The organism is Flavobacterium kingsejongi (assembly GCF_003076475.1).
In the GTDB taxonomy this organism is placed as follows: Bacteria; Bacteroidota; Bacteroidia; order Flavobacteriales; family Flavobacteriaceae; genus Flavobacterium; species Flavobacterium kingsejongi.
Genome location: NZ_CP020919.1, coordinates 3,191,971 through 3,206,260, shown reverse-complemented (window position 1 = coordinate 3,206,260; position 14,290 = coordinate 3,191,971). Strand labels below are relative to the sequence as shown.

General features: G+C 36.9%; 10 protein-coding genes and 1 pseudogene. 4 read left to right on the top strand and 7 right to left on the bottom strand.

Annotated features, from left to right (window positions below; translation table 11 throughout):
- The first annotated feature begins 150 nt into the window (after positions 1–150).
- Positions 151–1,361 (top strand): annotated as a pseudogene (locus FK004_RS14380) (IS256 family transposase).
- A gap of 7 nt (positions 1,362–1,368) precedes the next feature.
- On the opposite strand, the gene FK004_RS14375 reads toward FK004_RS14380, so the two are convergent.
- The gene (locus FK004_RS14375; RefSeq protein WP_108737882.1) at positions 1,369–2,265 is read right to left on the bottom strand and encodes an alpha-xenorhabdolysin family binary toxin subunit A; all 897 of its coding nucleotides are present in this window, start codon (positions 2,263–2,265) and stop codon (positions 1,369–1,371) included.
- A gap of 265 nt (positions 2,266–2,530) precedes the next feature.
- Between FK004_RS14375 and FK004_RS14370 the strand changes: the two genes are divergently transcribed.
- Positions 2,531–2,977 (top strand): DUF1572 family protein, encoded by a 447-nt coding sequence (locus tag FK004_RS14370; RefSeq protein ID WP_108737881.1) that lies wholly within the window; start codon positions 2,531–2,533, stop codon positions 2,975–2,977.
- A gap of 69 nt (positions 2,978–3,046) precedes the next feature.
- On the opposite strand, the gene FK004_RS14365 is transcribed toward FK004_RS14370, so the two are convergent.
- From FK004_RS14365 to FK004_RS14350, 4 genes are all read right to left on the bottom strand, one after another.
- Positions 3,047–4,327 (bottom strand): NAD(P)/FAD-dependent oxidoreductase, encoded by a 1,281-nt coding sequence (locus FK004_RS14365; RefSeq protein ID WP_108737880.1) that lies wholly within the window; start codon positions 4,325–4,327, stop codon positions 3,047–3,049.
- Between the two features lie 158 nt (positions 4,328–4,485).
- A complete protein-coding gene (locus FK004_RS14360; protein WP_108737879.1) occupies positions 4,486–4,773 on the bottom strand; it encodes a chaperone modulator CbpM in 288 nt (95 codons plus the stop codon).
- Positions 4,774–4,789: 16 nt separating this feature from the next.
- Positions 4,790–5,677, bottom strand: coding sequence for a DnaJ C-terminal domain-containing protein (locus FK004_RS14355; RefSeq protein WP_108737878.1), 888 nt, complete (start codon positions 5,675–5,677; stop codon positions 4,790–4,792).
- A 95-nt stretch (positions 5,678–5,772) separates the two neighbouring features.
- Entirely contained in the window at positions 5,773–7,053 is a 1,281-nt protein-coding gene (locus FK004_RS14350) for an MFS transporter (protein ID WP_108737877.1), read from the bottom strand.
- A 182-nt stretch (positions 7,054–7,235) separates the two neighbouring features.
- Here FK004_RS14350 and FK004_RS14345 point away from each other — a divergent pair, with 182 nt between their 5' ends.
- Entirely contained in the window at positions 7,236–7,520 is a 285-nt protein-coding gene (locus tag FK004_RS14345) for a hypothetical protein (protein WP_108737876.1), read from the top strand.
- Positions 7,521–7,572: 52 nt separating this feature from the next.
- On the opposite strand, the gene FK004_RS14340 is transcribed toward FK004_RS14345, so the two are convergent.
- Together FK004_RS14340 and gyrA are read right to left on the bottom strand one after the other, a co-directional pair.
- Positions 7,573–8,850 (bottom strand): tetratricopeptide repeat protein, encoded by a 1,278-nt coding sequence (locus tag FK004_RS14340; protein ID WP_108737875.1) that lies wholly within the window; start codon positions 8,848–8,850, stop codon positions 7,573–7,575.
- Positions 8,851–8,870: 20 nt separating this feature from the next.
- Positions 8,871–11,417, bottom strand: a complete 2,547-nt coding sequence (gene gyrA, locus FK004_RS14335; protein ID WP_108737874.1) for a DNA gyrase subunit A — start codon at positions 11,415–11,417, stop codon at positions 8,871–8,873.
- 258 nt (positions 11,418–11,675) lie between these two features.
- Between gyrA and FK004_RS14330 the strand changes: the two genes are divergently transcribed.
- Positions 11,676–14,225 carry an ATP-dependent Clp protease ATP-binding subunit gene (locus tag FK004_RS14330; protein WP_108738860.1) on the top strand — a complete coding sequence of 850 codons (2,550 nt, stop codon included), beginning with the start codon at positions 11,676–11,678 and terminating at the stop codon, positions 14,223–14,225.
- Positions 14,226–14,290: the final 65 nt, after the last annotated feature.

Genomic DNA, 14,290 nt, shown 5'->3' with positions numbered 1-14,290 from the left:
AATTTGTGAAGGGGAGTAGTCGTTAGATTGTGTAAACGTAGAAATTGATTTTAATTTGATTTGAGATTTTAAGGCTTAGCCAAAAAACAACAGATCATTAAGTATAGAATTTAAAAGAACTACATTTAAATAATTTAAAAAGAGCGGATTATGATCGAAGATGGTAAATTACCCAAAGATTTTGCAAAGCAATTTAAAAACAAAGAAGACTTCCATACTTTTTTTCAAGACCTGTATAAACAAGGCATTGAACAACTACTCCAGGGAGAATTGGATGCTCATCTGGGATATGAGAAGCATAATATTGACGGATACAATACAGGCAATAGCCGTAATGGTTCTTTCTCAAAGAATATAAAATCAGAGACTTTGGGCAATATGGTCCTGGCTATTCCCGGGATAGAAATGGTGAATTCGAGCCTCAGGTCATCGGAAAAGGCCAATCGATGAGTGAAAAGATTGAAGATGCTATTTTAGGAATGTACAGTCGTGGAATGACCCGTAGTGATATTGTAGAACAAGTTAAAGAAGTTTATGGGATATCAGTAAGTGAGTCCACGATTTCGACCATCTCTGATAGAATACTGGCTGATGTTGATTTATGGACTAAAAGGGCTTTAGAACCACAGTATCTGATTGTTTGGATGGATGCTGTGCATATGAAAGTAAGAACAGATGGGAAATATGAAAACCATGCAATTTACATTGTAATCGGACTAAAAACAGATGGTAAGAAAGAAGTATTAGGAATGTGGCTAAATAAAGAAGAGTCGGCTTCATTTTGGATGACTGTACTCTCTGACATAAAATCTCGTGGAGTAAAGGATATTCTCATTGCCTGTACAGATAACCTTACCGGATTTACAAAAGCTATCAGAGGTGTTTTTCCAAATACAGAATCCCAGCTTTGCATTGTTCATCAAATAAGGAATAGCCTTAAGTTTGTAGTAGTTAAGGATAGAAAAGCATTTTGCAGTGCAATGAAAGAAGTATATACTGCAATAAATCAGGAAGAAGCCGTTTTAGCTCTGGCTGAATTTAAAAAAAACTGGGAAGCAAAATATAAATATGCCGTTTGCTCCTGGGAAAAGAATTGGGAAAATCTCATGCCTTTTTTGGCCTATCCTGCTGAAATCAGGAAAATAATGTACACCACAAATACAATAGAAAACTTAAACAGGGGAATTAGAAAATATACCAAAACAAAAGTGCAGTTCCCAGATGAAAAAAGCGTCAAGAAATCAGTCTATTTAGCAATACAAAATTGTGAAAAAAGCTGGATAAATGCAATACCAAGCTGGGGATTAATCATGAATCAGTTCTTGGTCATATTTGGAGAAAGGTGTAATATTAAACACTAAGAACTGTTTACACAAAATTTCGACCAGTCTCTTGTGAAGTATATAATGACATCATCAAATAAGCATCTGCTTGTTTTTTAGCATTTAGTTCTTTAATTTTTTGTGTAGCGGCATGTGCCCTGTCTAATGCATCTGTAGCTTTTTTTCCATAAACTCCAGCTACAACAGCAGCTGCAATAGTTCCAAAAGGAAATATCCAGGCATAGGTTGGAGAGGTTGCAGCAACTATAACATCATGTTCATATTCTGCATTTGCCGAATCCAGAACTAATTGTTGTGCTACAAGTTGTTTGTTTAATTCTACCACGTCAGCACTTGTAGCGCCATATTGGTCATTATAGGTTTTAAATAATCCTGTTTTACCGTCTGTACCAACTAATACAATCTTATCCGACATAGTCTCGTCAGCGAATGTTTTTATTTTTGAAGCCACTTCCACTGCTTTTTTCTGATAGCCATTGGCGCTATTGGTCAATACACTCAAAATAGCTTTAAGTTTGTCTTTCGTAGGCTGATCGTCAGGATTTGTTGTTAATTTTTGCGCGAGTGGCAAAATTGGATTGTAGTAGGTAGGTGCCTGTTGTGCATAAGCCACTACATCTGAAGCCAAAGAAACACTTTGTGGAAAAGTATCATCCTGCCATACTTTTACGTGATCATAAATATCTTTATAAGCTTTGATCAGTGGATTAAATGGGGTCATATCACTGGGTGCTCCACTACCCAGATACGCTTTAAAATCAGCGCTGTTATGCGGCATGATTTCTTTACTTTGTGCTGTGATTACATACGTTTGGATTGCATACCATTCTGAGGCTGCTAATGCGAATCCCGGGCCATTTACTTCTGATGGAGTGGCAATTGCGCCTGGTCCGATACTGATTGTTTTTGTTTCTTTTGACATGATGTACGTTTTTTTAATGATTAAATATTTGGGGTATTTTTGATACAATAATCTTGTAGGTGCTTCTTTAAATCCCTAGACCTATTGCGTTATATCTGAATACATTACAAAGTAAATGGATCCCTACTATCTTTACTCAGGTAGAAATACTGGAATTAGGGTTACAGGTATAAATACTCACAGCCTGCAAAAGGATATTGTGTGTTAAACAATCAAAAAGAATAAGGATAAATTGTAATTTTGACCAATTAATTTAGAGTAACAGATGATCATCGATATCCTAAAAAAAATATTCCTAAGAGATCTTACCGCATTAAGGGATGAAATTGCGGCCTATAATTCAGAAGAAAGTTTATGGGCCATTGAAAAAGGTATTTCTAATGCGGCAGGGAACCTTTGCCTGCATATTGTAGGCAACCTGAATACCTATATTGGAGCTCAGTTGGGAAACTCCGGTTACATTCGGAACCGGGAACTCGAGTTCAGTGCAAAAGATATTCCTAAAGCCGATCTAATCCTGAAAGTTGAAGCAACCATAGCAGTCGTAATTGCAACATTAGACAGCATGAACGATGTGCAACTCGACGATGAATATCCAATTTTGGTACTGGAAAACAAAACATCGACGGCCTATTTTATGATTCACCTGACGACGCATCTTGCTTATCATTTAGGACAAATCAATTACCATAGGCGCTTAGTCGCATTTTAAGGCTTTTATTGAAACCAGTATTTATAGAACATAAAAAAAGCCCATTTACTATAAATGAGCTTTTCAATTCTAAACTTCTTTAGGGACAACTTTAATCTTTTTATCCGGCCTGATAATCATTCGCAGGGATTGGTCTTTGGCCAGATAAGCCACCATCCAGTTAATAAACGTCCTGATTTTATTGCGGAATGTGATCAAAGATATCAGGTGAATAAACAACCAGATCATCCAGGCAAAAAAGCCTTTGAAGTGCATCTTTGGTTTCGGGAGATCAACCACAGCTTTGTTTTTTCCAATGATAGCCATTGAACCCTTGTCTTTATAAAGGAAAGGGGTTAGTGGTTTATTCTGAAGCATTGCCTTGAAATTTTTTGCCAAATTGAGTCCCTGTTGGATAGCCACTTGTGCCACCTGGGGATGCCCATTTGGAAATTTAGGATCGCTATTTTGGATACAGGTGTCCCCGATAGAGTATACGTTAGTTGTATTGACCAGTTTATTATAGGCATCTACAGTCATCCTTTTGGCACGACCATAACTTTCCTCCGGGATTCCTTCAAAAGTGCGTGCTCCTACTCCAGCCGTCCAGATTAGATTTTTGGTTTGTATGCTCTCTCCATTTGAAAAATAGACTGTGTCATCGACATAATCTTTTACCTGAGTATTGAGTTTGATAATTACACCGAGATCCGTTAAAGCTTTATAAGTGTTTTTCTGTGACTTTTCGCTCATCGGGCTTAATACTGCTGACTGCCCATCAACGAGGTAGATATTTGCGATTGTAGTGGTAAGTTCCGGGTATTCTTTTCGTACAATACCGTTACGCATTTCTGCAAACATCCCTGATAGTTCCACTCCTGTTGGTCCACCACCGGCAACTACAATATTCAATAATTTTCTGCGCTCTTTACTGTCTTTACAAATAGAAGCTTTTTCCATGCGCTGCAGCATTTTGTTACGCATAACAATTGCATCGTTCAGCGTTTTCATCGGGATCGCATTTTTCTTTACGTTTTCCATCCCAAAGTAATTGGTCTCTGCTCCCGTGGCAAAAACGAGGTAATCATAAGAAAGCTCTCCATTATTCAGGATTACTTTATTCTCAGCCATGTTTACGCTTCGAAGGTCACCGAGTCGAAACTGGATATTCTTTTTTCCATGAAAGAGTTTACGAAACGGATAACTGATGCTTGAAGGTTCCAGGAAAGCAGTAGCCACCTGATAAATCAATGGAGGGAAAAAATTATAATTGTTTTTATCCACCAGGGTAATTTGGATATCTTTATAGTTTGCCAGCTCTTTTGCAAGATTGACTCCTGCAAAACCACCACCGATTATTACTAGTTTCATGTGATTTATTTTTTAGTAAAACACTTTGTTTTTGTAAGATAAATACAATAAAAACGTATTTTTTTGAGACTATAAAATTAGTCTATTCCACGAATTTAAGTAGCATAGTCAAAGGTTTAAAGCTAAAAATTATGAAACATTTAGCATATAACGTTTTCTTATTCGTAGAGTTTCAGACGGCTTTTCAAGCTGTTAATTTCATTTTGGAGTGTTGACACGCGATCTAGAAGATTGGTAACAACATCAATACCTTCAATATTAATACGAAGGTCATAATGCAGGTTGATATACCGTTCCAGTTTCGGAAAGTAATCCAATGCTATGGATGGCTCCCCATCGACCTCAGGAATTTCAATCAGTCCGGCTTCATCCAGTAGTAGTATAAAATCAGGTGTCACATTATAATGTACACAATAGGTTTTTACTGTTATATATTCTGTTGGCATACGTCCTCGGTATTAGTTATAAATTTGATAATTCCTGAAACAATTCCTTTTGCTTGTCATTCAGTCCTGTTGGTATCTTAATAGTGTAAGTAACAAACAGATCGCCAAAAGCACCTTCCTTTTTGTAAACCGGAAGCCCTTTTCCTTTGAGGCGTACTTTAGTATTATTTTGAGTTTCGGGTTGTATTTTTAGTTTTACTTTTCCATCAAGGGTTTCAACTGTGATTTCACCGCCAAGAACAGCAGTATAAAGATCCAGTTCTACAGCAAGATAGAGGTCGTTGTTAACCCTTTTAAACGTATTATCTTCCAGAACCCTAAAGGTGATATATAAATCGCCTGAGGGGCCTCCATTCATTCCAGGAGCACCATGGCCTTTCAATTTAATGGTCTGCCCGTCTGCAATACCGGCAGGAACGGTTATCCTGAGGTTTTTACCATTGACAGCTAAGGTGTGTTTATGTGTCTTGGCCACTTCCCGTAACGGTACTTCAAGTTCAGCCTGGTAGTCCTGTCCTTTATATTGTGCCTGTCGTCTTCCACCGCCAGCCTGGCCGCCAAACATCGAAGAGAAGAAATCGGAAAAATCGCCTTCTCCTGAATACTCAGCTCCGGAAAACGGATTTCCCTGACCATTTCGTTGTTGGGATTGGGCTCGCTGTGACTCAAATTGGTCTGCATGCTCCCAGTTTTCACCATAGGTATCAAATTTCTTCCGTTTTTCAGGATCACTCAATACTTCATTGGCCTCATTGATTTGCTGAAATTTTTTATTCGCTTCGGCATCATCCGGATTTAAATCGGGATGGTATTTTCGTGCCAGTTTGCGATAGGCTTTTTTGATTTGCTCTGGAGTGGCGTCTTTTTGTAGGTCTAAAATTTTATAGTAATCGATATAAGCCATAGGTATGGTATAAAAGGTTACTATAAATTTAGAAAAAATATACCAGTACGGGATGCTTTTAAAATAAAATTAGAAACAAATAGTAATTTCAAAAACTATACTTCTTTGCCTTCCTCTTCAAACTTAAATTTCCGCAACTGAGGGGCTTTAAAAAAGGTGATAGCAATAACACCTAATGTAAGGCAGCCACCAGCTACTACAGCACGTACTGTTCCCAGATAATGGGCCATAACACCACTTTCGAAATCCCCCAGTTCATTAGAAGAACTCACAAACATAGTATTTACGGCAGCAACACGCCCCCGCATTTCATCTGGAGTTACCAGTTGTAATATAGTGCTCCTGATGACTACACTCACCGCATCAAACATTCCGGAGAGGAGTAACATAAAGAAGGAAAGGTAGAAATTCTTTGATAGGCCAAAAACAATAATGGAAAGTGCAAAACCGGTGACAGCCATAAATAATTTTTTTCCGGGATTCGTTTGGAGTGGCAGAAAAGCCAATAATCCAAAAGTGAGCAATGCGCCCAAACCTGGGGCGGAACGTAAAATACCGAATCCCATTTCATTTACATGTAATATTTCTTTCTGATAAACCGGCAATAAAGCAACAGCGCCACCAAATAACACTGAAAACATATCGAGTAATTGAGCCCCGAGCAATGCGGGAGTTTTAAGAACAAATTTGAGCCCTTCCGACAGACTATCCAATATCGGTTCTTTTTCTTTTTTTACTACAGGTTTGGTCGAAATGAAAAGTATTGGGATCAGTAGTAAGACTTCGATGACTATCACCAGAAACATCCCTGCCTCTATACCTTTCCAGGCAATAATAAAACCAGCAACAAGCGGACCGATAACTGCTCCTATCTGCCAGGTCATACTACTCCAGCTCGTTGCATTGGCATAATTTTTTCGTGGGACGACAAGGCCAAAGAGTGAAAACATTGAAGGCCCTAAAAAGGAGCGTAAAATTCCACCCAAAAAGACAAAGAAATAAATCCAGTATATCGTCAATGAGGTACCGAGATGCGATGTGATAAAAGAAGTAGTTAATATAAAAAGCCCAGTGCCCAAAAAAAGATAACCCACAATACAGAAGAGCACCATTTTACGTTTTTCATTCAGATCTACGATATGTCCTGAAAAAAGGGAACAGCATACGGCAGGAATTACTTCTGCCAAACCAACAAATCCCAATGACAACTTATCATTGGTAACATGGTATACCCAATAGTAAATTGTTGTCGATTGTAAATTCAGTGCGAAAATCAATCCAAACCGAATGGTAAGAAAGTAAAGAAATTCATTTATTTTTAATGCAGGGTTCTTTTCTAAAAAACGATCTCGAAAGGAAGGCTTACCTTGTTTCATATAATTGGAAAGGGAGTGTCGTTATGATGATTATGCTGGAACAAAGATAAATCAGAGTTTCAAAATTGCATTGTATTTTAAATCATAAGAAAGCGTTAAAAAGCAAACATTAACATAATTCCCTCGTCCTAATAGTATCTTTTGAGTAGCTTAGCAAAACTAACCTATTAAAATACAGTTAAATGGAGAATTTCAAAAAAGATGATTTATGGTACCAGGATTATAATTGGACCGTAGAAAAAGATTCCAAAAAATTTAAACCTTTAGATGTTTCGGTAGAGGAATTAGACAAAAGTGACGGAATGCAGGTAATTGAATTTGCCAATGAATACATTAAGGATCGTCCTATTTTAAGTGATAAACAGAACTTTCAAAAAGTGGAAACACTCCTTAAAAAACAAGAGCTCACAATCGTCACTAAAAAAAGTGACATTGAGAACTTCCTTGATAAAAATTGGAATAACTAAAAAAATCCCTTAACAGTTACCTGTTAAGGGATTTTTAATTTTAAGCTATTGCTTATTTTTTTGCTTTCGCTTTCATTGCCTGATATTTATCAGTCATGTCCAAAGCATTGTATACATTCATAAGCGTTTGTGATACATCAGTATTATCAGGTGCCAATTCATGTGCTTTTTCTAAATAAGGTAATGCATCTTTATACATACCGTCTTTCTTTTTCTTAAGCTCTTCGTAACGCTTGTTGTCTTTTGGCGTAGTACCTAATTTATTCATTTCATCTACAATCGCTTTATCGTTAGAGAACTTCAAAATGGCAAGATTCAAATATGTATTTACGTTTTTAGGATCTAATTCTATTGATTTCTTGTAGAATTTTTCAGCATCAGCAGTTTTACCTGCCTGAGCCGTTACTACTCCCAAGTTATAAAATAAAATAGGGTCATTGGGTTTCTTAGCCACAACCTCTTTAATCAACTCTTCGTACTTAGCGATATCGTTAGTTTGCAAGTATAAATTGGCCTCTGTTTCTAATAAACTATCATCATTAGGATTGGCTTTTCTAGCATCAGAGACTGCTTTTTTAGCCCCTTCAACATCACCATTTTTAGCTAAAATCAAAGAAATATATTTAAATATCTCTCCTTTTTTAGATTCAAGTTTTGTTATTTTTGGTGTTGTATGCGTTCCTCTTTTAACAGCATCATTCATGTCTTTTGCATTCGCAAAACCTTCCGGCTGATCATTTAATTTACTAACAGCAGTATACAAATTTCCACGACCAGTATAATTTAATCTTTTTAACTCATTAAGATATCCTAAAGCTAAATCAAGATCTTCTGCAGTAACAGCACTCAATGCAGCATTGAAAAGACTTAAAGTATCTTTTTTATCCAGCTGATACACCTCATTTAATTTTATTGCAGCATCCTTGTACCTTTTAGCTTCATAATCGGCTATAGCACTATTTTGAATTTCGCTTTTCATTTGTAACAATGAAACTTCTGCCAGTTTACTAAATTTTTGCTTTCCAGATTTACTTTCAACAGCTATTAAATCAGAATAAGCCTGAACTGCAGTGCTGTAATTTTTACTAGTCTCAGCATTTTTCTTTTTAGCAAGTTCATAATAAGTATTACCTTTTAAATAATAGAACTGCGCTTTTTGGGAATCGTCAGCATTGGCTATCAAAGACTCTGCCTTTTCAATATTCGTTTTAGCTTCTACAGCATTATTTGATTTTAATGCTTTTTCTACCGCTTTGAGTTCATCTTTCTGTGCAAATGAACCGAATGATATCATAATCGCCGATGCAGTGATTAAATATTTACCTTTCATAGTTTTAATTTTAAGTTTATTTATTCTTCAGTGTCAGTATTCTCAATTGTATCTTCGCTGGTTTCTTCTCCCTCAGTTATACCGGTACTTTCTACACCGTCAAGGTTTTCCAGATTTTCTATTGCCTCTTCTTCACGAAGTACTTTTGTAACCGCAGCAATAGAGTCATTTCCTTTAATATTGATCAGTTTTACACCCTGTGTAGCTCTTCCAACAACCCTAAGGTCAGAAACTGCCATCCTGATTGTTAATCCTGATTTATTGATAATCATAAGATCATCACTATCAGTTACGCTATTGATAGAAACTAATTTGCCTGTTTTTTCAGTGATATTCAGTGTTTTTACACCTTTACCACCTCTATTGGTAATTCTGTAGTCATCCAGGCTGGAACGTTTTCCATAACCATTTTCAGAAACCACAAGAATTTCACTATTCATATCATTAACAGTAACCATTCCAATTACTTCATCTTTATCGTCTGCTAAAGTTATTCCACGAACTCCTGAAGCACTTCTTCCCATTGGACGTGTTTTAGCTTCTTCAAAACGTACTAATTTTCCGGATTTCACTGCAATTAATACCTGGCTTTCACCTGTAGTCAGTTTGGCTTCCAATAATACATCATCTTCTTTAATTGTAATGGCATTGATACCATTCAATCTTGGGCGGGAATATTGCTCCAACAGTGTTTTTTTAACCTGGCCGTTTTTAGTAGCCATGATCACATAATGACTGTTGATGTAATCCTGGTCTTTTAAATCCTGGGTACAAATGAAGGCTTTTACTTTATCGTCATTTTCTATGTTTACCAAATTTTGGATCGCACGTCCTTTCGATGTTTTGCTACCTTCCGGAATTTCATAAACACGCATCCAGAAACATTTTCCTTTTTGGGTGAAGAACATCATATATTGGTGGTTGGTAGCAACAAATAAATGCTCCAGGAAATCGGCATCTCTTGTAGCCACTCCTTTTTGCCCTACTCCTCCTCTATTCTGAGTTTTATATTCCGAAAGTGCAGTACGTTTGATATAACCAGCATGTGAAATTGTAACTACGACACTCTCATCTGCAATTAAATCTTCAATACTTACATCACCACCCGAATATTCAATGACCGATCTTCTGGCATCGCCATATTTTTCTTTAATCTCATTCAATTCCTCTTTGATAAGCTCCATTCTCAGGTCTTTGCTTGCCAATAATTCTCTCAAATGATTGATTAATTTCATGATATCTTCGTATTCTGCTCTCAGTTTATCCTGCTCCAGCCCGGTTAACTGTCTCAAACGCATTTCTACGATAGCTTTCGATTGGATTTCAGATAAATTAAATCGTTCGACTAATTTTTCTTTAGCCTCATCGGTATTTTTAGAAGAACGGATCAATTGGATTACTTCATCAATATTATCGGAAGCAATAATTAAACCTTCTAAAATATGTGCTCTTTCTTCTGCTTTACGCAATTCATATTGCGCTCTCCTTACAACAACTTCATGACGGTGTTCTACAAAATAGTGAATCAGCTCTTTTAGGTTCAGCATTTGCGGTCTACCTTTTACCAGAGCAATATTATTAACACTAAAAGAAGATTGTAATGAGGTAAATTTATAGAGTGTATTCAGTACTACATTCGGAACTGCATCACGTTTCAATATATAAACGATACGCATTCCGTTACGATCCGATTCATCACGGATGTTTGAAATACCTTCTATTTTCTTATCGTTAACAAGATCAGCTGTTTTCTTGATCATATCGGCTTTGTTCACCTGATATGGAATCTCTGTAACGATGATGCATTCTTTTCCATCTACTTCTTCAAAACCAACTTTCGCCCGCATAACAATTCGGCCACGTCCTGTTTTAAATGCTTCACGAACACCATCATAACCATAAATCACCCCACCGGTAGGAAAATCGGGTGCTTTAATATGGTTCATTAATTCGTCAATTTCTATGTCTTCATTGTCAATATAGGCCAATGTACCATCGATTACTTCGGTAAGGTTATGAGGCGCCATATTAGTAGCCATCCCTACTGCAATCCCGGAAGCTCCGTTGATCAGTAATGTAGGTACTTTAGTAGGCATAACTGTAGGTTCCTCTAAAGTATCATCAAAGTTAAGCTGGAAGTCTACTGTCTCTTTGTCAAGGTCAGCCATGATTTCTTCCGAAATCTTGCGCATTCTGGCCTCTGTATAACGCATCGCTGCAGGACTGTCACCATCGACAGAACCAAAGTTACCCTGTCCGTCTACTAAAAGATAACGAAGGCTCCATTCCTGTGCCATACGAACCATCGCATCATATACGGAAGTATCTCCGTGTGGGTGATATTTACCAAGAACTTCTCCTACAATTCTTGCAGATTTTTTATGAGCTCTATTCGAAAAAACTCCTAATTCATACATTCCAAAAAGTACTCTTCGATGTACTGGTTTCAAGCCATCTCTAACATCTGGAAGCGCTCTGGATACAATTACCGACATCGAATAGTCAATGTAGGATGATTTCATTTCGTCTTCAATGTTAATAGGAATTAACTTTTCTCCTTCAGACATAAGTATTTAAATTAAAAAATTATATTAGTTTCAAAACGTGCCAATATACGATATTTAATTTTTTTTGACGACTAATTTGGCGTTTAAATTTCAATGATTTATCAACACATATTCCATGAATATTTCTTAAAAATATTGTTATTTCATTTTTATTTTCAATAATTTTTTTGTCACTTAGCTGTCAGCAGTATGACAAGGAATGGTTTTTGCAATTCCCAATTCATATTTATTAAATTTACAGCAACAAACCTATTTATTATGGATGATAATTTTTCACCAAGAGTAAAAGATGTTATTACCTACAGCAAAGAAGAAGCATTACGTCTGGGGCATGATTTCATTGGCACAGAACACTTAATGCTCGGGATTTTGAGAGACGGAAATGGTAAGGCTATTAATATATTAAACAATCTATTAGTTGATTTAGAGCATTTACGCAGAAAAGTAGAAATATTAAGCCCGCCAAATCCGAGTCTGGAACGCAATAACGAGAAGAAAAACCTACACCTGACACGTCAGGCAGAAAGGGCCTTAAAGACAACATTCCTGGAAGCAAAGGTATTTCAGAGCACTTCCATAAGTACTGCGCACTTATTATTGTGTATTCTCAGGAATGAGAATGATCCTACAACAAAATTATTGAATAAATTAAAAATCGACTATGATTTAGTCAAAGAACAATTTTTAAATATGATCCCAAACGAAGAAGATTTTTTACAGGACCTTCCAAGGGCAGAATCATTTAATGATGATTCCGGCCAGGATGAAGGATTAAAAGAAGGAACATTCAATAATCCAACGAATAAAGCTAACAAAAAGTCTAAAACTCCGGTGCTTGACAACTTCGGAAGAGATTTAACTGAACAAGCAGAAGAAGGAAAATTAGATCCTGTAGTAGGACGAGAAAAAGAAATAGAAAGAGTTTCTCAGATCCTTAGTCGTAGAAAAAAGAACAATCCGTTATTAATCGGAGAACCAGGAGTGGGAAAATCAGCTATTGCTGAAGGTCTTGCCCTAAGAATTATACAAAAGAAAGTATCCCGCGTTTTATTCAATAAACGTGTGGTAACGCTGGATTTAGCGAGTCTTGTTGCCGGTACTAAGTACAGAGGGCAATTTGAAGAGCGTATGAAAGCTGTTATGAACGAGCTCGAAAAAAATGAGGATATTATCTTATTTATCGATGAGATTCATACTATTGTAGGTGCAGGCGGGGCTACTGGCTCACTGGACGCTTCCAATATGTTCAAACCGGCATTAGCCAGAGGTGAAATCCAATGTATTGGTGCCACTACATTAGACGAATACCGTCAGTATATTGAGAAAGATGGTGCTTTAGAAAGACGTTTTCAAAAAGTAATTGTAGAGCCTACTTCTGTAGAAGAAACCATTACGATCCTCAATAATATTAAAAACAAATATGAAGACCATCACAGCGTAACGTATACACCAGAAGCTATTGAGGCTTGTGTGAAGTTAACGAACCGATATATGTCTGAAAGATTCCTTCCGGACAAGGCTATTGACGCACTGGACGAAGCAGGATCAAGAGTTCACATTACCAATATTGATGTCCCAAAACAAATCCTTGATTTGGAACGCCAGTTAGAAGAAGTACGCGAACTGAAAAATACGGTTGTTAAAAAACAGAAGTATGAAGAAGCTGCGAAACTACGCGATGACGAAAAACGTATCGAAAAAGACCTTGTAATCGCTCAGGAACAATGGGATGAGGATTCTAAAAACAATAGAATTCTGGTAACAGAAGACAACGTTGCAGATGTAGTTTCGATGATGACCGGGATTCCCGTAAATCGTATTGCACAAACTGAAAGCAATAAATTAGCCATACTACCGGAACTCATTAGAGGTAAGGTAATTGGTCAAGATGAAGCGGTGTTAAAAATTGCCCGTTCTATCCAGAGAAACCGTGCTGGACTTAAAGATCCAAACAAGCCAATTGGATCCTTTATATTCCTGGGACAAACAGGAGTTGGTAAAACCCAATTGGCAAAAGTACTAGCAAAAGAACTCTTTGACTCAGAAGATGCGTTGGTTCGTATTGATATGAGTGAATACATGGAGAAATTCGCAATCTCACGATTGGTTGGAGCGCCTCCGGGATATGTAGGATACGAAGAAGGTGGCCAGTTAACCGAAAAAGTACGTAGAAAACCCTATTGTGTTGTATTGCTTGATGAGATTGAAAAAGCCCATCCGGACGTTTTCAATATGATGTTACAAGTTTTGGATGATGGATACCTGACAGATAGTCTGGGTCGAAAAATTGACTTCAGGAACACTATTATCATCATGACCTCCAATGTTGGCGCGCGTCAGCTGAAAGATTTCGGTCAAGGTGTTGGCTTTGGTACATCTGCCAAAGTGTCACAAGCAGACGATCACTCTAAAGGGATTATTGAGAACGCGCTTAAGAAAGCTTTTGCACCGGAATTCTTAAATAGAATTGATGATGTAATCGTTTTCAATGCCTTGGAAAAAGAGCAAATTAACCTGATTATTGATATTGAGCTGAATAAATTATATGCTCGTGTAAATGATCTTGGATACAAATTAAAATTATCCGATGCTGCAAAAGATTTTATTGCAGATAAAGGATTTGACAAACAATTTGGAGCACGACCATTGAAAAGAGCAATTCAAAAATATGTTGAAGATGCCCTGGCCGAAGAAATTATAACTTCTAAGATTCATGAAGGCGATGAGATTTTCATCGATTTAGAAGATAATGAACTGGTTGTGAAGATTCAGAAAATAGAAAAGAAGCCGTCTCAAAACAAATTTTGAGACGGTTTTTTTATTTGATACAATTTTGGATTTTAACTATCTAGATTTTAACGGGAGTAAAAAAT

Coding starts and splice junctions, on each gene's coding strand:
- FK004_RS14375 (WP_108737882.1), bottom strand. CDS start 2,265: ATGTCAAAAGAAACAAAAACAATCAGTATCGGACCAGGCGCAATTGCC.
- FK004_RS14370 (WP_108737881.1), top strand. CDS start 2,531: ATGATCATCGATATCCTAAAAAAAATATTCCTAAGAGATCTTACCGCA.
- FK004_RS14365 (WP_108737880.1), bottom strand. CDS start 4,327: ATGAAACTAGTAATAATCGGTGGTGGTTTTGCAGGAGTCAATCTTGCA.
- FK004_RS14360 (WP_108737879.1), bottom strand. CDS start 4,773: ATGCCAACAGAATATATAACAGTAAAAACCTATTGTGTACATTATAAT.
- FK004_RS14355 (WP_108737878.1), bottom strand. CDS start 5,677: ATGGCTTATATCGATTACTATAAAATTTTAGACCTACAAAAAGACGCC.
- FK004_RS14350 (WP_108737877.1), bottom strand. CDS start 7,053: ATGAAACAAGGTAAGCCTTCCTTTCGAGATCGTTTTTTAGAAAAGAAC.
- FK004_RS14345 (WP_108737876.1), top strand. CDS start 7,236: ATGGAGAATTTCAAAAAAGATGATTTATGGTACCAGGATTATAATTGG.
- FK004_RS14340 (WP_108737875.1), bottom strand. CDS start 8,850: ATGAAAGGTAAATATTTAATCACTGCATCGGCGATTATGATATCATTC.
- gyrA (WP_108737874.1), bottom strand. CDS start 11,417: ATGTCTGAAGGAGAAAAGTTAATTCCTATTAACATTGAAGACGAAATG.
- FK004_RS14330 (WP_108738860.1), top strand. CDS start 11,676: ATGGATGATAATTTTTCACCAAGAGTAAAAGATGTTATTACCTACAGC.